This window comes from Planococcus maitriensis, assembly GCF_003289925.1.
In the GTDB taxonomy this organism is placed as follows: Bacteria; Bacillota; Bacilli; order Bacillales_A; family Planococcaceae; genus Planococcus; species Planococcus maitriensis.
The window spans coordinates 179,921-201,182 of the sequence record NZ_QLZQ01000002.1; the positions used below are offsets into that span (position 1 = coordinate 179,921).

Genomic DNA, 21,262 nt, shown 5'->3' on the forward strand with positions numbered 1-21,262 from the left:
TGTGCAGTCCCCTTCTTTATTCGGATTAGTTAGAGCGTTTGTAAAATGGCGCTGCGACAATTTTTGCTTTGAGGCGCTTATTTCGGATTTCGATATCCACTTCCGTGCCAAGCTCATCATGGTTGGAATCCAGCAAGGCCAGCCCGATATTCTTTTTCAATGTCGGCGACTGCGTACCGGTCGTGACTTCGCCGATTTTCTCGTCGCCCTTGTAGACTGCATAGCCGTGGCGCGGGATGCCCTTGTCGATCATTTCGATGCCGACCGATTTGCGCGGTACCCCAGCCTCTTTTTGTTCCGCTAAAGCCTGTTTCCCGATAAAGTCGGCGTCTTTTTTCAGTTTGACCGCAAAGCCGATTCCGGCTTCAAGCGGTGTGATGTCTTTCGATAGTTCTTGCCCGTATAAAGCGAGACCTGCTTCAAAACGCAGCGTGTCGCGGGCGCCCAAGCCTGCCGGCACGACGCCTTCGGATTCGCCGGCCTCAAGGATCCGGTCCCATAGAACCGTGACCGCTTCGGGGCTTCCGTAGATTTCAAATCCATCTTCCCCTGTGTAGCCGGTGCGGGAAACCAGTACTTGCTGTCCGGCAACTTCCACATTGTCCTTGAAGCGGAACGGGCGGATTGCCGATAAGTCCTCTTCCGTCAGCTCAGACAATACTTTTTCTGCCAACGGCCCTTGAAGCGCCAGCAAGCCAAAACGGTCAGAGGCGTTATCAAGGTCGATTACGCCTTCCTGATGCTTCTGCAACCAATCGAAATCCTTGTCGATATTCGATGCATTGACCACTAGCAGATAGCGGTCATCGCCGAGTTTGTAGACAAGCAGATCGTCGATGGTGCCACCATCTTCATAGCACAAGGCTGTATATTGCGCCTGCCCGTCCTGAAGCTTCGATACATCATTGGTCAGCAATTTCTGCAAATAAGGCAGGCTGTCCGGTCCTGAGACGAAGATCTCGCCCATATGGGAGACATCAAACAATCCCGCTTTTGTGCGGACTGCTTCATGCTCGTCTTTGATGGAAGAAAATTGCACAGGCAATTCCCATCCGCCGAAATCGATCGTTTTCCCGCCGTAGCGGGCGTACGATTCAAACAAAGGTGTTCGCTTCAATTGTCCCAATCTTTTCCCCTCCTGTTTTCAAGGCACACAAAAAAGGACAGAAAATCCCCTTCACTCTAAAAGGGAATTCTCTGTCCTGGCACCTGAAAGTTTACCGTAACGGCTTTCCTCATCGGTAGCTGCACATCGTCAGCATTCTCCAGAGATGCGTCCTGTACGAGTCTTTTTGCCTGAGAGATTCATGACTGATCATTTGCTCCTTCGGCGACGCCCAATGCGTTCTCTCCCCGTACAATCATCCGCCCAAATCAATGATGAATTGGTCCATCCCGTTATACAGAATAGTATAACTTCGACTACATCCTAACATTGAATCGGCGAAAGCGCAATCTTTTTTGCCTTGTAGCTCTAATGACGAACGATTGTCAATAAAAATAATAAATCATTCGTTTTTCAAGCGTTTAACTTGGAATGCCGCATATTGCGTGATCTGCCTTAGCGTGCGGTGCTCGGTCCGGATGGTGATATGCGCTGTCCTTTTATAATCACGGTAGCGCGATTTATGGAGCGCTTCGATTTCTTCGCGCGTTGATCGCCGCACGATCGGGCGGTTCGGATCTTTGTGGATGCGCCGCCAGATTTCCTTGAATGGCGCATCCAGGAACAACACAAGCCCCGTCTGGCGCATGATGCGCTGGTTCACTTTGCGCATAGTGACCCCGCCGCCCGTAGAGATGATGCAATGATCCTGTTGCAAATTTTGCAAAAATTCCGTTTCGAGATTCCTGAAATAATCTTCGCCGAAGCGCTCGAAAATCTCGGGGATCGCCATGCCCATCTGACGGACAATTTCTTTGTCCATATCATAATAAGGCATTTTCAATAAAAAGCTTAGCCTCCTGCCGACCGCGCTTTTTCCGCAGCCCATAAAACCGATTAAATATATTCTGTTCATTGTACCCACCCGTACTACCCTACTCAGGGATTTTATTTTGCCCAATTTCCATCAGTAGTTGTATAGTAGCATTTCTATGGACATTTTCCAAACTATCATAAGTCTGGTATTCAATCGCGTAAAGCAGCGCCATGTGGGAAAGCAGGGTCAATGCGGTCAGAAAAAATGCGAGAGACAAGGGATAGACTGCGCCGGATTGGCTAGTCAGGAAGCGAGAGCGCATAATCGGCCTCCTCTTTTGCGCCGCTTTGGAACTCCAGCTGGATTTTCAAACGATCTCCTTCGACTTCAAAATGCCCGCCCTTCACATCGGTCAACATGATTTCATGGCCCAGACCGGCTTTTCGCTTGCGTATCACTGTGCCGTTCAATTCAATATCGTAGACGGTTTTGCCTTTGACGATGCGCACTCCCTTTCCTTTGAGCGTGAGATAAACTCGATCGCTGCCTTCCAGATACGGCTGCAGCTCCAGCGTGAACAGCCGGAACTCCGTGGCGCTGGAATCCAGCTCCACCAGAAATTGCGTGCTGAATAAATAGAACATCGCAGCAAGCGGCAGCATGACAGACAATGCCAATAATTCCAGCAGGCTGTCGAGAAACGCGAACCCGTTTGACGACCGGATGTTCACTCGATGCATAGGCGCTCCCGCTCCCCTTTGAAATTCTCGTATTCGACACAATGCCCTTCAGCTTGCCAGGAATACAAGGTGCCGTTCACGGAGCGCTCGCCATGCGTGCTGCCTGATGAGATGACGGCTTTTGCCGCCTCGTGTAAAGTTTCATAAGCTGCAAGCCGCTCTTTCTTCAGCTCCAGCCTCACTTGCATGTCATGGACTAGCGGCAATAGCGAACCGAATATCAGAAAGACCATGAACAGGCTGAGCATCGTTTCCGCCATGGAGATGCCCCTGTCATTTCGAAACCACGACGCGCCCTTTTCCAAGGTGGACCGTCACCGTCCTTTCCCCGCTGCTGGTTGAAAAGCTCAGAGTGCCAGGCTGATGGATCGACCCACTCGGCGTGAAGTATATTTCACTCAGATTGCTTGATTTGTTTAAGGTGATCGACTCGGGCATCGCCCTGGAATACCCCGGGCGGGTCAAGCCATACACCACTTCATAACCTGGCTTGTGGTCCCAGAAAAACAAGACCACCGATGTGCCGAGCAAATAACTCTGGCTTTGGGCATAATGGATGTCTTGCTCCAGCAATGCGAAGAAACGGTCTTCTTCCCGCTTTTTTTCGAGTGGTGCTACAGAAGCCACAACAAGCGATGCGCTGATTCCAACCGCCATCAACACAATCAGCATTTCAATGAGCGTAAAGCCTGAATTACTTTTTAGGAGGCTTTTGATGAGCTCACCACGCCGTCAACCGAAATATTGATCACTTCCCCGTTCGGGCAGTTTGTTTCGCCTGTTTTCAAATAGCCTTCAGAAACCAAGTCAGCCATCACCGGCACCGCTTTTTTATCCATTCGGTAGGATTCCACTTGTCCCTGGACCATCTGGACGAATGCCTTGCAACCCTTTTCATCGACAGCCGATGTCTGTTTCGAGACATTCGGGATGGCGATGGCGATCAATACCGTGATGATCAACATGACGATCAGCATTTCGATGAGCGTAAAGCCCCGTTGGTTTTTTAATCGTTTCATCTTATTCCTCCTTATATCGTATGGACGAGATTGTACATCGGCAAGAGAATCGCCAAATACGCGGCGACGATACAAACTGCAATCAACACAAAGAAACTGGGTTGGATGATCTTCAATGAACGCTGGGCTTGCAGTTCGATTCGGTCGAGCAACACTTCGCTATAGAGCATCAATTCCTTCCCGAGCATGCCGGTCGCTTCCCCGTGGCGGATGAATGCCGCCATATCGTTCGCTGCAAAAGCATGGCGCTCTACAGCAAAAGACAACGCAAGGCCGGTCTTGACCTCATCGTGCAGCGACTCAGCGATCCGGCTGATGATGGTGTGGTGCCTCTGCCTGCGCAGCAGCAACAGCGCCTCCTGCAGGGAGATGCCGCTGTGCAAAAGCGTGCCGAGTTCCCGGGAAGCAAGCTGCGACCAATAGAGCCGCATAGCAGGCCCGATGACCGGCAGCTTGATCAATAGCGCAATCTGTCGCCCGGCAGGCTGCCGCCTCAGATATTCACGGAAGCCAACAACTAGCAATGCAGCAGCCGTGAACAAGGCAATCGCCATGTCCGGGATGCGCAGTAAATAGACGGGAACCCCTGGGCCTTCATCGCCGTGCTGCAGTGAAGAGATCAAGGCCGTCAGATTGGGCACATAATTGGTCCTGAAAAACAGGAACAAAGCAGCGGTAAGGATCAACAGCGAAACAGGATAGACGAGGATATTGCGCAGTTTCTTCTGCACTTCTTCAGTCCGCTTGTAGCCTGCGGCGATGCCATGAATCGCTTCACCGAGCCGGCCATGGAACTCGGCAATCTCCACCGGGAACAGGACACGCTCCCGGAACCCGAGAAATTTCAGCACTTCGGCAGCATTGCCGCCGCCTTTCAAGATGCTGTCCATGCCGGACAGCGCCTCTTCCACACGTCCTGTGTGCATGGGCAAGAGAAGCGTCATGGCGACAGGAAACAAATAGCCTTCAGACATCAAAACCGATAGCCTCGACAGGAATTGGGCGCGTTCCCGGAACGGCAAGCGCCTAGAACTCGAAACCGGAATGAAGCGCACCGATCCTCACCCCTTCCCGGATCTGCCCGCCAAATGATAAATGCTCCGGCAGCTCATAATCCTGCTGCTGTTTCGCTGAACGGATGGCGTCCGCCAAACTTGCATCGCACAGAATTTCATATAATGCCCGATGCTTCGTCTCGAGCTGGTCCAAATCTTCGTACATCGGCACAATTTTCTGGGCTGCGATGCCGATGAGCGTCTGCAGCATGTCTTCGTAAGGAATGCCTAGGTCATGGAGCCTGTGAAGGCAGCCCACCGAATGCCGGGCATGGATCGTCGAAAACACCAAGTGGCCAGTCAAAGCGGCCCGGACAGCAATTTCAGCCGTTTCGGCATCACGGATTTCGCCGATCATGATGATATCGGGATCATGCCGTAAGATGGCTTTCAAGCCGGTCGCATAATTCATTCCCGACTTTTCATTCACTTGAATTTGAAGAAAGGCAGGATTTTGCCGCTCGACCGGATCTTCAAGAGTGATGACATTGCGATGGAGACGTTCGGAACAATGGCGCAAAAGAGAATACAGAGTGGTCGATTTACCGCAGCCGGTCGGTCCTGTCAAAAGCATTAGCCCTTGCCGTTCGCCGGCAAGTTTCTCGAGCAGCCTGGCCGAGTCGCGGAATGCCGCCAATTCGTCGAGGAATAGGGCGGTGCTGTCGGGAATGACGCGGATGACGATGCTCTCTTTCGTCATCACGGATGGCAATGTCGAAATGCGGAAATGGTGGGTATGGCCATTCATCTGGAGATGGAATGATCCGGTTTGGGGTTTTCGTTTTTCGCTCATGTCCAAAAGGGAGAGGTATTTGAAGTAAGCGATCATGCGATCGCCTAAATCGAAGGGGATTTTCGCCACCGGCTTGAATTGGTTATATGTCCGGTAGGTAATGCTGTAATCGCGGGGTTCTGGCCTGATGTGGATGTCGGTGGTTTTTTCTTCTACGGCGGCATGCAGCAGGTCGAAGCATCGCCGTTCAATGATCTCTTGCATATTCACCTCCTGTCCGGGTCTCCGAGCGAAGGCTGCCTCTCCGCTCCCCATTAGTATAAGCACATGGACAGTCCTTGAATATCGAAAATACCAAAATAATTATTTGAATGCCTTTAACGCCGGGAATCCAGGTTTTCAGCCCACGCGCCATGAGCCTGGGAACGCTTTATGGATAAGCCTACACCGCTTTGTCACAAACTAGCCCGAAGTCCTTGTTTACACATTGACTCGTCTTCCTATATAATGAATAGGAGATTATTGTATTGTGGCAAAGGAGGGATTACCCATGGATAATATGTTTAAATTAATGGGATGGTGGACTGGGATCTTTGCAATTTTATTTTACGTCGGCGACATGGTAGAAGTATCATTGTTGATGGTTGCCAATACCGGCTTCTTCGTTCTTCTTGGATACTTGAACATTTCTGAACGCATGTACATGTATATTTTCGGAGCCTACCTGACAGTCTTTTTCGTTGGCTTCACTTACTACTCTACGTTCATCCACATCCCAGGAGCAGATCATTAATAGCAATTGAACATGAACGCAAAAAACGGCCAAATAGGCCGTTTTTTTATGTCCTGCTATGTCATCCGCAAGAAAGGGTTATGCTGCTTTTCCTGTTTGGGAGTCGTTTCCGGTCCGTGCCCCGGGAATAGGAAGGTTTCTTCCGGCAAGGTCAATAGCGATTCACGGATCGATTTCAACAGCACCTGTTCCGAGCCTTCCGCCAAATCGGTGCGCCCGATGCTCCCTGAAAACAACGTGTCCCCGACAATCGCGAAACGGTCTTGCGGAAAATAAAAGCTCACGCTGCCTGGCGAATGCCCTGGCGTATGGAACAATTCCATGTTGAACGGGCCGATTTCAAGCGATTGTTCATCGGTGATCAATTCGTCCGCCTCCGCTACACGGTAATCCGGCAATGCCGCATATTTGCCTGAGCCGTTCAAATTCGGGAGGCCAAGGAAATCGCGTTCTTTGTAATGGAGATAGACAGGGATTTTATAGAGTTCCCTCAATTCGTCGACTGCCCCGATATGGTCGAAGTGGGCATGTGTCAGAAGAATCGCAAGCGGCGCCAAATGCTTGCTTTTCAAGACTTCCTGGATTTTCCCCGCTTCCTCTCCGGGATCAAAGATGACGCATTGCTTGGCTTCATTTGATACGATATAGCAATTCGTTTGCACTGGTCCTAGTTCCAGCCGGTCAATTTTCAACATTTCTTTCACCTCATTAGCAGTATATCATGAACAGATTCCCTGCTTGTTCAATAGAATGACATTTTTACGGCTCGACAAACTTGACGGATTTCTTTACAATATAAAGAGTAGAAGACGGCACTGGCTGTTAAAGTTGAAGGGAGTGTCATAAGATGAGTTGGATTTTGATGGTAATTTTCGGCCTCACAGCAGTTCTTGCTGCAATCGGTACAGTTCAAACGCTAAAAAACAAAGAAGTTTTAGGATTCTTATTTAATTTTGGGACCTTTGTTATTTTCGGCGGTTTCACCGTTGCAACTCTCATTACACACGGTTACCCACCTGGCCTTCATTAAGAAAGAAAAACCGGCGCATCCATTGCGCCGGTTTTTTTATTGCCATGAAGAAAAGGGCTGCCATGACCTTATCGGTTTGGCAGCCCTTTTGGACTTACGGTTATTGTTGTTCGCCCAATGTTTTCAATTGACCATTTTCTTCTTCGTAGAACCGCAGCAAGTCGCCGTTGATGATCGATTCGGAATACTGGAGCTCCTCGAGGGCACGTTCAGCATATGGGTCGCATACGCTTTGGTCTTCCACCGGTTCCCCCGTTTCGATATCATGGCAGACATTCGCTGCGTAGACATACTCATCGGTAACAAAGCGCCCGTCACGGAAAATGACAAATTCCTCATGTTCCTCAGAGAACAAATCGCCCCCGAATTGAATGTCCTTTTCGGTTTCCATGCCCATCAAATGAAGGATGGTTGAACGCATATCGACTTGGCCGCCAATCTCTTCATCTACATAGCCCTTTTCATATCCCGGGATATGGACGAAAAACGGCACTTTCTGCAATTGCGCCGATTCATATGGCGTGATTTCCTTGCCTAGATACTGAGCCATCGCTTCGTTGTGGTTGTCGGAAATTCCGTAATGGTCCCCGTACATGACGATGATGGAGTTTTCGTACAATCCTTGCTCTTTCAAGTCTTCGAACAGGGATTTGACCGCTTCATCCAAATAACGCGCTGTCTGGAAATAACGGTTCAATGTGCCTGAATTGGAATCGAATTCATCGATCAGCTTGTCTTCTTCATCCAGGGTGAACGGGTGGTGGTTGGTGAGTGACAACAAGCGCGAGTAGAACGGCTGCTGCATCTCAGACATATGGCCGACCGATTGCTCGAAGAACGGGATGTCCTTCATGCCCCAGTTGACGGCTTGCCCTTCTTCCACCGTGAAGCTCTGGATATCGTAGAATTCGTCGATGCCGAGCGATTCATACATCATATCGCGGTTCCAGAAGCTTTTCGTATTGGCGTGCTGGACATTGGTCGAATAGCCTTCATTGCCCATCTTCTCCGCCATGGAATTGAAGGTGTTGCCGCTGTGCGTAAAGAATACAGCTCCTCCGCTCAGCGGGTACATGCCGGTCTCAAGCAGGAACTCAGAGTCGGAAGTCTTGCCGAGCCCGGTCTGATGGTAAAAGTTCGGGAAGTAGATCGTATCTTCGTCTTGTGTCAATTCGTTCATGAAAGGGGTAATGGTCTGGCCGTTCATTTCATTGTTCAAGACGAAGGTCTGCAATGATTCAAGCGTCACGACGATCAGATTGCGCCCTTCCGCTGCGCCGAACATTTCCCCTGACGGTTCTGCCTGGTTCGAACGGACATAGTTGGTCACTTCCGTCAATTCGGAGCCGTCCGCGAGCGCTCGCTGGGCTTGTGATTTCGATTGGATATAGACATCGTACAGATGGTAATTGTACATGCCCAGATTCTTGACAAGCATTTCACGGTCAAAGCTTCTCGTCAACAGCTGCGGGCGTTCTGCTTCCGCAAGCCCGAGATTGAAGAACAGCACTGCTGCCGAAAGGACAAAATACGCTTTGCGGTGTGTCGTTGCCGATTTGGGTGCAGATTCCTTTTCATTCACGAAACGCATCGCCAAGAGGATGATGATGATATCGGCGAAATAGAAGATATCGGTCCAGTAGATGCTCGCGGCAGCACTGGATCCAAGGTCGCCGAAATTATCCGTCTGGAACAATACGGGCAGTGTGATGAAATCCGTAAAGAAGCGGTAGAACGCCACATTGCCGTATAGGATGATCGATGTCACGGCGGCGATGGCTATGATATAGCGGTTCTTTGCTTTCTTGCTCTTGAAGAAGAGCGCGCCTCCATAGGCGAATAACAGTAAACTTAAGGGGTTCAAGAACAGGATGAATTCCTGCAATGCATTGTCGATTGTGATGGAAAAGGCCGTTTTATAGACGGCATATGTCGTCAGCCATGTCGTGATGACTGCGATGGCCAGGACTGAATGCTTAGGCCATTCTTTGTTTTTCATTGCCGCACATCCTCCTCGTCTTTCCGGAGCGTTTGCCCGGTTCTTACGATTTTCAGTTTCAAGTAAAATGGAAATTCAATACCTTATAGTATAGAACAAATCACCTTCAAGCGAAAGCAATTACCCTTAATAGACGCGTTAAAGCGCTTTCGGTTTCATGATTTCCCTTTTTTCTCATATTCCGTGCGCTTCTGGCGCAAAATCATCAAGGCGGACGCATATTCGCGCGGCGTGATGAACTCATGGTCATACAGATCCCGGATATCGGATTCCATCAAATCGAGATCTGAGATGAAATCCGCCGTGTAGATGATCGTTCCATACCTTTTCAGCAATTGCATCACATCGTAAAGGTCTTTCATGTTCTCACCGCCTTCGAATCGATCGCTGCCGTTTCCGTGATGATGCCGTCGACCGGGATGTCATGGCTTTCGATAGGCAATTCGCCAGCCAGCTGGAGATCGAATGCCAGCGAACGGGTATTGCCGTTAAACCCGCTTAAATAGCGGTCATAATACCCCCCGCCGAAGCCGATGCGGTAGCCGCTTTTTGTGAAGACGACGCCTGGCACGATCAACAAGCCGATATCTTCGGGGCCGATCGCTTGCGTCAAAGCTTCGACAGGTTCCTGCAGGTCCATATACACGACTTCCAATTGGTCAAGGCTGTCGAACAAGCGGAAGTCCATCGTCCGGTCTTTAGCGAAACATTTCGGCGCGGCGACTTTCTTCCCCAAATTCCAGCACGCCTCGATCAGCGGAAGCGTATCGACTTCCGGCCATCGCGATATGGTCACCCCGATGGTATCGGCTTGCTGGAAATCTGGATCTTCCAGGAGTTTCTCCAAAATCGCAGATGACATTTGGGCATGCTGCGGTTTCGTGAGTTCATTCATTTGGCCAATGACCGATTTCCTCAACACTGCTTTCTCCATTACGCAAACGTCCTTTCTTCTGATATGTCGGGCATTTCTATGTATATGATCCATGCTATTCTGCACAGAATAAAAGAAAAAGCCAAAACCCCGGGAGGTTTTGGCAGTCAATTACTTACTTCGTTTCACGGTGTGTTGTCATTTTCTTTTCACGTGAGCAATATTTTTTCAATTCAAGACGCTCAGGGTTGTTGCGCTTATTTTTAACAGTGCTGTAGTTTCTTTCGCCACAGTCTGTGCAAGCTAGTGTAATGTTTACACGCATCGATATCCCTCCCAATTCTTTCAAAAATCCATTTCATTCATAAGCGTGATCTATACGACTTAATTATTATAGCATACCTTCAGTGATTGTCTACTGAAAAATGCCGCTTCCCATTGATTTCCTCAAATAAAAAACCACAGCCGGCGCTGTGGTTTTTGTCATTTGTTCAGATCGTAATGGCGGCCGCGGACAAGGTAGAACAATTGCTCTGCGATATTGGTCGCATAATCTGCAGAACGCTCCATATAGCGGCAGACAAAAGCCAGCTGTGTCACTTGGCTGAGCTGTTCCGGCTCTTGTGCGCTGTGCTGGAACAACAGCCGGATCGCTTCCCCGTACAAATCGTCGACTTCGTCATCGAGGTCGGCGATTTCCTTGGCTTTTTCTACATCTTCCTCGATCAAGGCATCAATGCCCTGGCGCAGCATGGAAGTGGCGAGTTCGTGCATGCGCTGGATCTTGACGATCGGCTCAAGCAGGTCCTGTTGCCCGATGCGGATCGTTTCTTTTGCGATATTGACGGCGTAATCCCCGACACGCTCCATGTCCGAGGCCACTTTGATCGTGACGATCAAGCGCCGCAGATCGGTCGCGACCGGTGATTGCTTGGCGATCAAGAGGATCACCTGGTCGTTGAGCTCTTCTTCGAGGCGGTTGATATCGGCGTCATCGTCGATCACTTGAAGCGCCTTGTCGATGTCATGGGCGATGAGCGCCTTCATCGATTTATCGAGCGCATCGATGGCCATCGTGCTGAGTGTAATCAATTGTTCCTGTGCTGAATGCAGTTCATATTCAAATTTTTCGCGTACTGCCATGTTCCGTTCCTCCCATTCATCCTTTTCTGGCGGCCAGCAGGAAAATCATCTCCACTGGCCGATACGCAAGCTCACCCGAACCGCCCGGAAATATAGTCCTCTGTCCGTTTATCTGCAGGATTCGAGAAGATGGCATCCGTACTGTCATATTCGATGACTTCCCCATTGAGGAAGAAGGCGGTTTTATCGGAAATCCGCGCAGCCTGCTGCATGTTATGCGTCACGATGATGATGCTGTACTGCTCTTTCAGCTCTTGGACCAGCTCTTCGACTTTCAATGTCGAAATCGGGTCGAGCGCCGAGGTCGGTTCATCCATCAAGATGACATCCGGTTCGATCGCCAGCGCCCTGGCGATGCAGATGCGCTGCTGTTGGCCGCCTGAGATGCCGTATGCATTCTCATTCAAACGGTCTTTCACCTCGTCCCAGATGGCTGCACCGCGCAAGCTTTTTTCGACGATTTCATCAAGGATCTTGCGGTTCTTGATGCCGTGGATACGCGGCCCGTAGGCGATATTGTCGTAAATCGATTTCGGGAAGGGATTCGGCTTTTGGAAGACCATGCCGACGCGCGTACGCAATTCCTCTACACTGTAATCCGAATCGAAGATATTGCGGCCGCGGTATTGGATTTCACCGGAAGTCTTCACAGAAGGCACCAATTCCACCATGCGGTTCAAGGTCTTTAAATAAGTCGATTTCCCGCATCCTGATGGCCCGATGATCGCCGTCACTTCATTTTCCCCGATTTCAAGGTCGACATTTTTCAAGGCATGGTTATTGCCATACCATAAATTCAGCTGCCGCGTGCTGTAGACGCTGTCTTTTTCGACCTGTTGCGCTGTTTCCGCTGCCGGCTGTGCTGTATTGATATTCGTTTTGATTGTTGCTGTGTTCATAATGAACTCCCCTTCCGCATGACACTTTAATAGGATTTATCGAATTTATTCCGGATGATGACCGCAATCGAATTCATGAACAATAACACGGCCATCAAGACAATGATTCCCGCTGCCGCCACTGTCTGGAATTCAGCCTGCGGCCGGCTTGACCAATCATAGATCTGCATTGGCAAGGCAGTGAATGTATCCATGACACCCGCCGGCAGGAACTGGATGATGACCGGCACGCCGATGACGATGAGCGGCGCCGTCTCACCGATTGCCCGGGACAAGGCCAAGATGCTGCCTGTCAGGATACCGGGAATCGCTGCCGGCAAGATGATGCGCACAATCGTCTGCCATTTGGTTGCGCCCATGCCGTAGGATGCATCGCGCAGCTCCCCCGGCACCGAACGGATCGCTTCTTGCGCCGCTACGATGATGACCGGCAGGATGAGCAGGCTCATCGTGAAGCCAGCGGCAAGAATGCTGTTGCCGAGCGCCAGCGCCCGTACGAAGATCGTCAGCCCGAGCAGGCCGAAAACGACTGACGGAACCCCCGCCAAATTGGAAATGTTCATTTGGATAAAAGTCGTGATGCGTCCTTTTTTGGCGTATTCCTCCAGATAAATCGCGGACCCGACCCCAAGGATGATCGAAGTCGGCGCGACGACGGCCATCAACCAAATCGAGCCGACCAATGCCGCCTTGATCCCCGCTTTTTCAGGGAACCGCGATGCGAAATTGGATAAAAAGTCGAGCGATAGATGCCCCGCCCCTTGCGTGACGATCCGGTACAGCAAGATGACCAAAGCAAGCAAAGCGAGCAAAGTCGCGAAAAGGAACAAGCCTTGGAACAAGCGGTTGATGATCATGCGCCCGTTCATGCGGCGGACGACTGTTTCTTGTTCGATGTATCTCATATTAATATTCCTCCCGGAAACGTTTTGACATATACCCAGCCAGGATATTCATCGCCATCGTGAAGAGGAATAATGTAAACCCGACCGCATAGATGGAATAATAGATCGTCGTCCCATAACCCGCATCGCCTTTGGATACTTGCACGATATAGGCGGTCATCGTCTGGATCGAACCGGCAAAGTCACCGTCGAATTTCGGCGTCGAGCCCGCTGCGAGCGAGACGATCATCGTTTCACCGATCGCTCTGGAAATCCCCAATACGACCGATGCAATGATTCCCGACAATGCTGCCGGCACGGTGATTTTCATCGCCACTTCAAATTTCGTCGAGCCCATGGCAAGCGCGCCGTCGCGAATGCTTTTCGGAACAGAAGACATGGCGTCTTCAGAAAGCGAGGCAATCATCGGGATGATCATGATCCCGACCACGATTCCTGGTGAAATCGCGTTGAAAATCTTGATTTCCGGGAACAAGCTTTGCAATACAGGCGTCACGAAAGTCAATGCGAAAAAGCCATAAACGATCGTCGGCACGCCTGCCAGGACTTCAAGGACCGGTTTGATGACGCGCCGGACATTGTCCGTTGCGTATTCACTCAAATAGATGGCTGCCGACAATCCGATCGGCACAGCGACCAAGATCGCAATCGCGGTGACTTTCAATGTCCCGACAATCAGCGGCCAGATCCCGAATTGGGCTTCTTTGTTCGAGAATGGCAGCCACGTCGTCCCCAAAAGGAAATCCGTGATCGGCACTCTCGTGAAGAACGTAATCGTCTCGATGATCAAGGTCATGACGATGCCGATCGTGGTCAGGACCGAGACGGAAGCGATCAGAAACAAAATGACCGGTATGAGCTTTTCAATGAACTTCTTGTTTTTCTTGCCTTTTGACTGTGCGATCATATCTTGAACCGATGTTCGCATATTGGAATCCCCTTTCAACCGCAAAAGGCGAGCAGCAGCTGCTCACCCTAAGCCTGAACTTGCAACCAGATTATTTTAGAGCTTCAAGATCCGCCAAGCCTTTGTCGTATTCTTCCTGAGGAAGCGCGACATAGCCGACTGCATCAGCCATGGCTCCGGCGTTTTCAAGCGTGTATTGCATGAAATCATATGCCGCTGGGTCTTCTGCCAATTTCGCATTGTTGGCGTAAGTGAAGAGCGGGCGGGATAGCGGTGCGTACTCACCGGATTCGATCGTTTCATTCGTCGGTTCGACGCCATCGATCGTCACGACTTTCAAAGTATCCTGGTTCGCTACATAGTATGCATAACCGAAGAATCCGATAGCGTTCGGGTCTGCCTGGATGCCTTGCACGAGTGTGTTATCGTCTTCAGACAAAGTCGCTGATTTGACCAAGTCCTCTTCTTCAAGTATGACTTCGTTGAAGTAATCGAACGTTCCGGAATCCGTTCCCGGTGCGTAGAATACCACTTCTTCATCAGGCCAGTCCGGATTGATGTCTGACCATTTCTTCGTCGTGCCGTCTTCTACCCAAAGTTTCTTCAAGTCTTCGACCGTCAAATCCTCAACCCAGTCATTGTCCTGGCTGACCACTACGGACAGCCCGTCATATGCAAGCAGGAATTCCGTATAGTCGATGCCCGCTTCTTCCAGGCTCGCAGCTTCTTCTTCTTTAATTGGGCGGGAAGCGTTGGAGAAAGCTGTTTCGCCTTGGATGAATTTCTCGAATCCGCCGCCAGTGCCCGAAACGCCGACTGTCACTTGCACGCCAGGCTGTGCCGCTGCGTATTCCTCGACAATGCCTTCCATGATCGGCGCGACTGTCGATGATCCGTCGCCGGCTACCGAGCCTTCTACCACTGCTTCATCTGAAGCGGTATCAGCCGTCGTTTCTTCCGTTTCGGAACCTGTTGCAGCTTCTTCCGTGCTGCCGCATGCCCCCAGTACTAGTGCCGACCCAAGAATTGTTGATGCCATAGCGAACTTCCAGTTTCTCATTTGTGTTTTCCCCCTAAATGGTTTGTTGTTTACAAGACCAACTATACGCCCGCATTGTTGAGGGCATATGAAGCCATTGTTAAGAAATTGTAAATGACGAAAGCCTCATTGAAAAAAATAAAAACCGCCCAACCAGCGTCCGGTTCAGGACTTTGGTTGGGCGGTTTGTTCCATGTAGGAAGAAAAAGCTTCTTTATTCAATTCGCGTGCCGCTTATGGGCGGCTTGATTTCATTCGCTTCATCTTCGCTGCGCTGTGCTTTCAATTCGAAATATTTGTCCGCTGCAGCGCGGGCGATTTCATTATTCGTTCTCGGCACTTCACGCGGGTTGGTCGTCACGTATGGGATAACGACGGCATACGCGATCTCCGGATTTTCGTATGGGGCGAAACCGACATGTGCGATGTTGACATTCACGGTACCGTGCAGTTCATGGCCGCGTTCAAAATAAAAGGCTTCCGCAGTACCGGTCTTGCCGGCTGCGGTATACGGCGTATCGCTGAACTGGGCGCGTGCCGAGCCGGAGCTGCCGATATACACATTGCGCATGCCTTCTTTGACACGGTCGATCTCTTCTTGCGTGTTATTGATGCGGTTCATGATTTTCGGTTCGATGACTGTCTCAATAGGGCCTAGGGTCTCGCCGTCAGGAGATGCCTTGCGGATTTCCTTGACGACATGCGGCTGCATGCGGTAGCCGTCGTTGGCGATAGTGGAGATATATTGCGCCAATTGCATCGTTGTATACGTATCGTATTGCCCGATGGCGAGGTCCAATAATTTCGTCCCCGGGTAGGTGCCGCCAAGATAGCCGGTGCCTTCGTTCGGCAAATCGATACCGGTCTCGACACCGAGCCCGAACTGCGCGAATGAATTGCGCATCAACGCGAAACTTTCAGGGGCGACGCTCAACGGGCGGTTGTATTGATACTGCCTGTCGGCAATATCCAAAGCGATTTTGAACATATAGACGTTGGAAGAACGTTCAATCGCCATCAAATCGTTCATCGGGATGCGGTTGAAAGGCGTTGTATTGAAAATCGAGTTTTTCTGGCTCGTGCCGGCGAACTTCAGCGGTTCATCGATTTGCACTTCACCGATTTCCACGGCGTCTTGTTCATAGCCTGTGAGCAATGTCGCGCCTTTGACGGTAGAACCCATTTCATGGGCGGCCGTAAATGTGCCAAACGCATAGTCACTGACGACACGCTTGCCGTTTTCATCTTCACCGACGCGTTTGCCGACCATCGACAAGACATCCCCGGTGCGCGGGTTCATCATGACCAAGTATGCGTCTTTGACAAGCTGTGAGTTGGGCCCCGCTTTCAGCGCGAGCAACTTCTCTTCGACGATTTTTTCCAGCTCGTATTGAAGTTCGCTGTCGATTGAGAGGATCAAGTCCTTCCCAGGCTCGCCTTCGTCAACAGGCACTGTCTCGATGACGCGGCCGCGACCGTCCGTCACGTTTTTGACGATCGATTTCTGCCCTTGCAGCACATCTTCATATTGCTGTTCCAAGAAACTCGTGCCGACGCGGTCATTGCGGGAATAATCGCGGCTTAAATAATAATCAAGACGGTTGGCCGGGATTCCTTGGTCAGGTGTCGTCGTACTGCCGAGAATCGTCAAGTCGGTCATTTTCACACGCTTCCAGTCTGTGACCGTATTGACCCCTTCCAATTTCGGGTCCGTCAGGCGCTCTGACACCTTGGCGAATTCTTCTGGCGTTACACCCTCGCCTTTGATGATCTGGGGAGAAAGGGCATAGCCCGAAGTCATTTCCCGATAGATCGCGAGAACTTCCAATTGTTCGTCCGTCAGGCTGTCGAGTTCTTCATCCGTGATTTTCTCGCGGACCAGGGCATCCAGCTTCTGTTGCTTTTCCTTTTGGGTCAAGTCTTCGGCTTCAATCGCAGCCCGTTCTTCAGCTGTCACTTTTTCAGTGGCGCTTTCCGTGTTCAATTGTATGTAAAAGTCCTGCTTATCGCGCAAGGTCACTTTATCGGTATCTTTTTCGATCAGCTTGGCGAGCTCTTTGGCCACCTCGAGCATCTCGCTGCTCTTGGTCGTCTGCATCTTCGTATAGGTGATGCTGTTTACAGGCTCATTATCGACTTGCAGCCGCCCGGCAGAATCAAAAATCCGCCCGCGCGGGACGCTGGTGTTCACTGCCACTTCCTCGGTGCGGGCAATCGCCCGGGCATAATCTTCCCCCTTGACGATCTGTAAATACCCTAGGCGCAGGATGAGCATGGAAAACAGCAGAAAAATAGCAAAAAAGAGGATGTTCATCCGGAAGGTCGTATTGGACTGGAGTTTGGACTTCGCCAGCGAAACACGCCTTTTTTGAGGGGTTTTCATGAGCGCGTAGCTCCTTTCAAAAAAATATCCATTTGCTAGTATAGCACCGGACATAAAAAAACACACACTTTTTCAGACGAAAAAGTGTGTGCCTGGGTTTCAATATTTAACAATTATTTAGCAGCTTCGTAGCGCTTGGACACTTCGTCCCAGTTGACGACATTCCAGAATGCTGCCAAGTAATCCGGGCGGCGGTTCTGGTATTTCAAGTAGTATGCATGCTCCCAAACGTCCACTCCAAGAATCGGCGTCTTGCCTTCGGAAAGTGGTGAATCCTGGTTTGGCGTTGACGTGACTTCAAGCTCGCCGTTGGAGACGACTAGCCAAGCCCAGCCAGAACCGAAACGTGTTTTGCCTGCAGCTTCGAATTTCTCTTTGAACTCGTCAAAGCTTCCGAATTTGCTGTTGATCGCATCAGCTACTGCGCCAGTCGGCTGTCCTCCGCCGTTCGGGGAAAGGAGCTGCCAGAATAGCGAGTGGTTCGCATGGCCGCCGCCGTTGTTGCGGACAGCTGTGCGGATGTCTTCCGGCACTGCGTTCAAGTCAGAAATCAATTCTTCGATTGATTTTGAAGAAAGATCGTCATGACCTTCCAAGGCCGCATTTACGTTTGTTACGTACGTGTTGTGGTGTTTCGTGTGGTGGATGTTCATAGTTTCTTTGTCGATGTGCGGTTCTAGCGCATCGTACGCGTAAGGTAGTTCCGGTAGTTCGTATGCCATGATTAAATTCCTCCTTGAGTCTATTGTTCTACTTTCTAAGCGTATCAAAATTTTCTGACCGACACAAATATAAAGCATATCGGCATGTGCTTTTCAGACCTTAGTCGGAGACGGCGGTCAAATCACCCAGAAGAACAAGCCGACCATCACGGCCTGGATGATGCCTTTCGTGAGTGCAGAAGTGATAAAGCCGACCACCGAGCCGATTCCGGAACGGATCGATTTTTTGATCGATGATTTATTGACGAGCATCTCTGCAATGATGGCGCCGAGGAACGGGCCGATGAGGATTCCGGCAAACGGGATGACGAACGGGCCGAAGATCAATCCGACCGTGCTGCCTACCAAACCTGCTTTTGAACCGCCGAATTTCTTCACGCCGACCGCATTGGCCAGAAAGTCTGCACCGAACAATAACAGGACGAACAGGATTTCGATGAGCCAGAACCACCACGGCAAATCATCGAAGCTGAAAAACAGGCCATAAATGATGAATCCCCCAAAAATGAACAGCGAAGCGGGGATGACCGGGTACACCAGCCCGATGAAACCGATTGCGAAAAGCACAAGCACAAAAACCCAGCCAACAATTTCGAGCATCGCGGCCCCTCCTTTTTTCGATATAAAAACTCCCTTTCATCGTGCCCTACATTTCAGGAAATGTAAAGGATGAAAGGGAGTGTGGATCATGTGCGGTTGCCGAGGATGGCTTCCGCGATATTGACGGAGTGGTCGCCGATCCGCTCCAAGTTGCTGACGATATCGACGAAGACGATTCCCGCTTGTGCGGAACATGCGCCTTCGTTCAGGCGAAGGATGTGTTTCTTGCGGAATTTACGTTCCATTTTGTCAATCAGGTCTTCCTGCTCTGCCACTTCACGCGCAAGCTCGTGGCTTGTCGTGTCGAGTGCATCAAGTGATTTCGAAACCGTGGCAATGGTCAAGGTGAACATTTCGTCCAAGTCTTCCATCGCTTCGCCGGTCAGTTTCACTTTATTGGCTTCCTGGTAATCGATCAATTCGATGATGTTCTCGAAATGGTCGCCGATCCGTTCGATATCACGGACCGTTTCCATCAGCATCGTGTGGCGGGTGGAATCCGCTGCCGAAATCGATTCTGCGGAAATGAGCACGAGGTAATCGGTGATTTTGCCATCCAGGTTATTGATGGCATCTTCCAATTGGTAACCCATCTCGGCATGCTTCTTGCTTTTCGTTTTCAAGTATTTATACGTTTCTTCCAGTCCTTGCACAGAATATTTACCCATGCGCAACACTTCTTCTTTGGCCTGGCCAAGAGCGATCGATGGCGATTGCTCGATGAAGTTCAAGTCCAGATGCTTCGGCTTGAATTCGACAAGCACTTCGTCCCCTGGAATCACTTTTGTCACGAGGTATGCCCAAGCACCGATCAACGGGAATTGGATCAATGTATTCGCAACGTTGAAGGTCCCGTGTGCGAAGGCAATCTGCATTTTCGCCTCAAGATCTAAAACGCCCGTGAGCCATTCGACGTATGCTGTAAACGGCACCAGCAGGATTAGGAAGATAATGGAGCCGATAACATTGAACAGAACGTGGACAGCTGCTGCACGGCGCGCTGCAATGGATGTACCGAGTGCTGCGAGCACGGCCGTAACGGTTGTCCCGATATTGTCACCGAATAGAACCGGCAATGCAGCATCGAGGCTGAGCAGGTTCTCTGCATACAACCCTTGAAGAATGGCAATCGTTCCGCTCGAACTTTGGACGATGAATGTAAAGATTGTCCCGGCTGCAACGCCAAGGATTGGGAATTCACTCAAGTTGACGGTCATGTCGATGAACGCCGGCAATTCACGCAACGGCTTCATCGCCCCACTCATCGTTTCCATCCCGAAGAACAATCCCCCGAAACCGAAAATGACTTGCCCGATATTCTGGATCTGATTTTTCTTGAAGAAGAAAATCAAGAACGCACCGACTGCCATGATCGGCAGAGAGTATGCCCCGACATCCAAACCGATGATGAACGCCGTTACGGTCGTCCCGATATTCGCGCCCATGATGACGCCGATCGCTTGTCTCAGCGTCATGAAGCCGGCACTAACGAGGCCGACGACGATAACGGTCGTCCCTGAACTCGATTGGATCAGAATCGTTACTACGATACCGACCAAGACACCCATGAACGGATTGGTCGTAAAACGGTCCAAAATGTCCCGCAGTTTATCGCCCGCAGCTTTCTGCAAAGCGTCACCCATATACTTGATTGAGAATAGGAAAATACCGAGTCCCCCAAAGAAGGTAAACAGCAATTCCTGCCAATTCATTTCCACGATTCACATTCAACTCCTAAATATAACGTAATGACACCTCACCTATTATGAAGACTTCGCTAAGTAAATGTAAATACCTTTATTGAAAATTTACAAACCCGTAACATAAGCCGCCATTTTTCCTCTTTGGGCATGATAATATTACAATACATATGGAAAGGAAGATTGCTGTGAATCTCTATCAATTATTGAAAGCAAGCTTCATGGAACCGAAAAAACGGGCGGCGGTCCGCATCATGCCGATCGGCCGCATCCTTAAGTTCGTTTTTTTGTTCATCACCGTGCTTTCGCTCATCTCTTTTGCCGTGTTCGCGCTTGGCATCGGCTCGAGCTCTTCTGAACTGGAAGGCCTGCTGCAATTCATAGAAGAAATCGAATGGCTGCTGTACCCGTTTGCGCTCGTTTTCCTGTTTGTATCGACAACGCTTTACCACTTCATCAAAATCAGCGTTTTTGCGGCATTCGGTTATGGCTGCCTCGCTTTGCTCAAGCGCCGCGGGGAATACCGGCATATGTGGCGCACGGCAGCACTCGCCGTTACCGTTCCGACCATCGCAGCCTATATGGCGAGCTTCTGGATCAATAGCTTGTGGATTTCGGTCTTGACGAGTTTATGGACGCTGTTCCTTCTATATAGTGCAGCGCGTTTCTACCCGAAAGCCCCGCCTGCTAAAAAACCGCAATAATATTGCGGCGATGTAAAGAATCTGCGCAGGACAGCCGTCTTTCTTGTCTTTTCAAACGAGACACTGCTAAAATGGCTATAGGCAAGAGAAATAGA

25 protein-coding genes and 1 riboswitch are annotated in these 21,262 nt (G+C 50.3%); of the genes, 3 read left to right on the forward strand and 22 right to left on the reverse strand.

Translation table 11 applies throughout. From position 1 onward, the window contains the following. Positions 1-25: 25 nt before the first annotated feature. From gcvT to comGA, 8 genes are all read right to left on the reverse strand, one after another. The gene (gene gcvT, locus DP119_RS07225) at positions 26-1,126 is read right to left on the reverse strand and encodes a glycine cleavage system aminomethyltransferase GcvT (RefSeq protein WP_112232282.1); all 1,101 of its coding nucleotides are present in this window, start codon (positions 1,124-1,126) and stop codon (positions 26-28) included. A 148-nt stretch (positions 1,127-1,274) separates the two neighbouring features. Further along, positions 1,275-1,365: riboswitch (glycine riboswitch) on the reverse strand. 143 nt (positions 1,366-1,508) lie between these two features. Then, on the reverse strand, positions 1,509-2,021 hold the full coding sequence (locus tag DP119_RS07230; protein WP_112232284.1) for a shikimate kinase: 513 nt from the start codon (positions 2,019-2,021) through the stop codon (positions 1,509-1,511). A gap of 200 nt (positions 2,022-2,221) precedes the next feature. Continuing rightward, the gene (locus DP119_RS07240) at positions 2,222-2,662 is read right to left on the reverse strand and encodes a ComGF family competence protein (protein ID WP_112232288.1); all 441 of its coding nucleotides are present in this window, start codon (positions 2,660-2,662) and stop codon (positions 2,222-2,224) included. After that, positions 2,650-2,922, reverse strand: coding sequence for a hypothetical protein (locus DP119_RS07245; protein WP_240616393.1), 273 nt, complete (start codon positions 2,920-2,922; stop codon positions 2,650-2,652). The genes DP119_RS07240 and DP119_RS07245 overlap by 13 nt, the downstream gene beginning before the upstream one ends. A 13-nt stretch (positions 2,923-2,935) precedes the next feature. Then, entirely contained in the window at positions 2,936-3,379 is a 444-nt protein-coding gene (gene comGD / locus DP119_RS07250) for a competence type IV pilus minor pilin ComGD (RefSeq protein WP_276308710.1), read from the reverse strand. Next, positions 3,364-3,681, reverse strand: coding sequence for a competence type IV pilus major pilin ComGC (gene comGC, locus DP119_RS07255; protein ID WP_112232290.1), 318 nt, complete (start codon positions 3,679-3,681; stop codon positions 3,364-3,366). Before comGC ends, comGD begins: the two co-directional genes overlap by 16 nt. An 11-nt stretch (positions 3,682-3,692) precedes the next feature. Continuing rightward, positions 3,693-4,736 (reverse strand): competence type IV pilus assembly protein ComGB, encoded by a 1,044-nt coding sequence (gene comGB, locus DP119_RS07260; protein ID WP_112232292.1) that lies wholly within the window; start codon positions 4,734-4,736, stop codon positions 3,693-3,695. Beyond that, on the reverse strand, positions 4,708-5,733 hold the full coding sequence (comGA, locus tag DP119_RS07265) for a competence type IV pilus ATPase ComGA (protein ID WP_112232294.1): 1,026 nt from the start codon (positions 5,731-5,733) through the stop codon (positions 4,708-4,710). Before comGA ends, comGB begins: the two co-directional genes overlap by 29 nt. 286 nt (positions 5,734-6,019) lie before the next feature. On the opposite strand from comGA, the gene DP119_RS07270 reads away from it, so the two are divergent. Continuing rightward, on the forward strand, positions 6,020-6,262 hold the full coding sequence (locus tag DP119_RS07270) for a DUF2626 domain-containing protein (protein WP_112232296.1): 243 nt from the start codon (positions 6,020-6,022) through the stop codon (positions 6,260-6,262). Positions 6,263-6,318: 56 nt separating this feature from the next. Here DP119_RS07270 and DP119_RS07275 read toward each other — a convergent pair whose 3' ends face one another. Beyond that, positions 6,319-6,957, reverse strand: coding sequence for an MBL fold metallo-hydrolase (locus tag DP119_RS07275; RefSeq protein ID WP_112232298.1), 639 nt, complete (start codon positions 6,955-6,957; stop codon positions 6,319-6,321). A 152-nt stretch (positions 6,958-7,109) separates the two neighbouring features. On the opposite strand from DP119_RS07275, the gene DP119_RS07280 reads away from it, so the two are divergent. Next, positions 7,110-7,292 carry a DUF2759 domain-containing protein gene (locus tag DP119_RS07280; RefSeq protein WP_068869055.1) on the forward strand — a complete coding sequence of 61 codons (183 nt, stop codon included), beginning with the start codon at positions 7,110-7,112 and terminating at the stop codon, positions 7,290-7,292. Between the two features lie 100 nt (positions 7,293-7,392). Here the strand turns inward: DP119_RS07280 and DP119_RS07285 are convergent, their stop codons facing one another. From DP119_RS07285 to DP119_RS07345, 13 genes are all read right to left on the reverse strand, one after another. Beyond that, on the reverse strand, positions 7,393-9,291 hold the full coding sequence (locus DP119_RS07285; RefSeq protein ID WP_112232300.1) for an LTA synthase family protein: 1,899 nt from the start codon (positions 9,289-9,291) through the stop codon (positions 7,393-7,395). 155 nt (positions 9,292-9,446) lie between these two features. Continuing rightward, positions 9,447-9,653, reverse strand: a complete 207-nt coding sequence (locus tag DP119_RS07290; protein ID WP_112232302.1) for a YqgQ family protein — start codon at positions 9,651-9,653, stop codon at positions 9,447-9,449. Next, complete coding sequence (locus tag DP119_RS07295; RefSeq protein WP_112232304.1) at positions 9,650-10,225, reverse strand: 5-formyltetrahydrofolate cyclo-ligase; 576 nt, start codon at positions 10,223-10,225, stop codon at positions 9,650-9,652. The genes DP119_RS07290 and DP119_RS07295 overlap by 4 nt, the downstream gene beginning before the upstream one ends. A 115-nt stretch (positions 10,226-10,340) precedes the next feature. Further along, positions 10,341-10,490, reverse strand: coding sequence for a 50S ribosomal protein L33 (gene rpmG, locus DP119_RS07300; protein ID WP_082799233.1), 150 nt, complete (start codon positions 10,488-10,490; stop codon positions 10,341-10,343). Positions 10,491-10,648: 158 nt separating this feature from the next. After that, a complete protein-coding gene (gene phoU / locus DP119_RS07305; RefSeq protein WP_112232306.1) occupies positions 10,649-11,308 on the reverse strand; it encodes a phosphate signaling complex protein PhoU in 660 nt (219 codons plus the stop codon). A 71-nt stretch (positions 11,309-11,379) separates the two neighbouring features. Continuing rightward, complete coding sequence (gene pstB / locus DP119_RS07310) at positions 11,380-12,207, reverse strand: phosphate ABC transporter ATP-binding protein PstB (protein WP_112232307.1); 828 nt, start codon at positions 12,205-12,207, stop codon at positions 11,380-11,382. Between the two features lie 26 nt (positions 12,208-12,233). After that, positions 12,234-13,112, reverse strand: a complete 879-nt coding sequence (gene pstA / locus DP119_RS07315) for a phosphate ABC transporter permease PstA (RefSeq protein WP_112232308.1) — start codon at positions 13,110-13,112, stop codon at positions 12,234-12,236. 1 nt (position 13,113) lies between these two features. Further along, positions 13,114-14,040, reverse strand: a complete 927-nt coding sequence (pstC, locus tag DP119_RS07320; protein ID WP_112232309.1) for a phosphate ABC transporter permease subunit PstC — start codon at positions 14,038-14,040, stop codon at positions 13,114-13,116. Positions 14,041-14,110: 70 nt separating this feature from the next. Beyond that, positions 14,111-15,079, reverse strand: coding sequence for a PstS family phosphate ABC transporter substrate-binding protein (locus DP119_RS07325; RefSeq protein WP_112232310.1), 969 nt, complete (start codon positions 15,077-15,079; stop codon positions 14,111-14,113). A 193-nt stretch (positions 15,080-15,272) separates the two neighbouring features. Then, positions 15,273-17,441: a peptidoglycan D,D-transpeptidase FtsI family protein gene (locus tag DP119_RS07330; RefSeq protein WP_112232311.1), complete on the reverse strand. Its 2,169-nt coding sequence runs from the start codon at positions 17,439-17,441 to the stop codon at positions 15,273-15,275. A 113-nt stretch (positions 17,442-17,554) separates the two neighbouring features. After that, a complete protein-coding gene (gene sodA / locus DP119_RS07335; protein WP_112232313.1) occupies positions 17,555-18,163 on the reverse strand; it encodes a superoxide dismutase SodA in 609 nt (202 codons plus the stop codon). A 117-nt stretch (positions 18,164-18,280) separates the two neighbouring features. Next, positions 18,281-18,763, reverse strand: a complete 483-nt coding sequence (locus DP119_RS07340; protein WP_112232315.1) for a DUF456 domain-containing protein — start codon at positions 18,761-18,763, stop codon at positions 18,281-18,283. Positions 18,764-18,849: 86 nt separating this feature from the next. After that, positions 18,850-20,481, reverse strand: a complete 1,632-nt coding sequence (locus DP119_RS07345) for a Na/Pi cotransporter family protein (protein WP_112232317.1) — start codon at positions 20,479-20,481, stop codon at positions 18,850-18,852. 170 nt (positions 20,482-20,651) lie between these two features. Between DP119_RS07345 and DP119_RS07350 the strand changes: the two genes are divergently transcribed. Further along, positions 20,652-21,167: a DUF1189 family protein gene (locus DP119_RS07350; RefSeq protein WP_112232319.1), complete on the forward strand. Its 516-nt coding sequence runs from the start codon at positions 20,652-20,654 to the stop codon at positions 21,165-21,167. Positions 21,168-21,262: the final 95 nt, after the last annotated feature.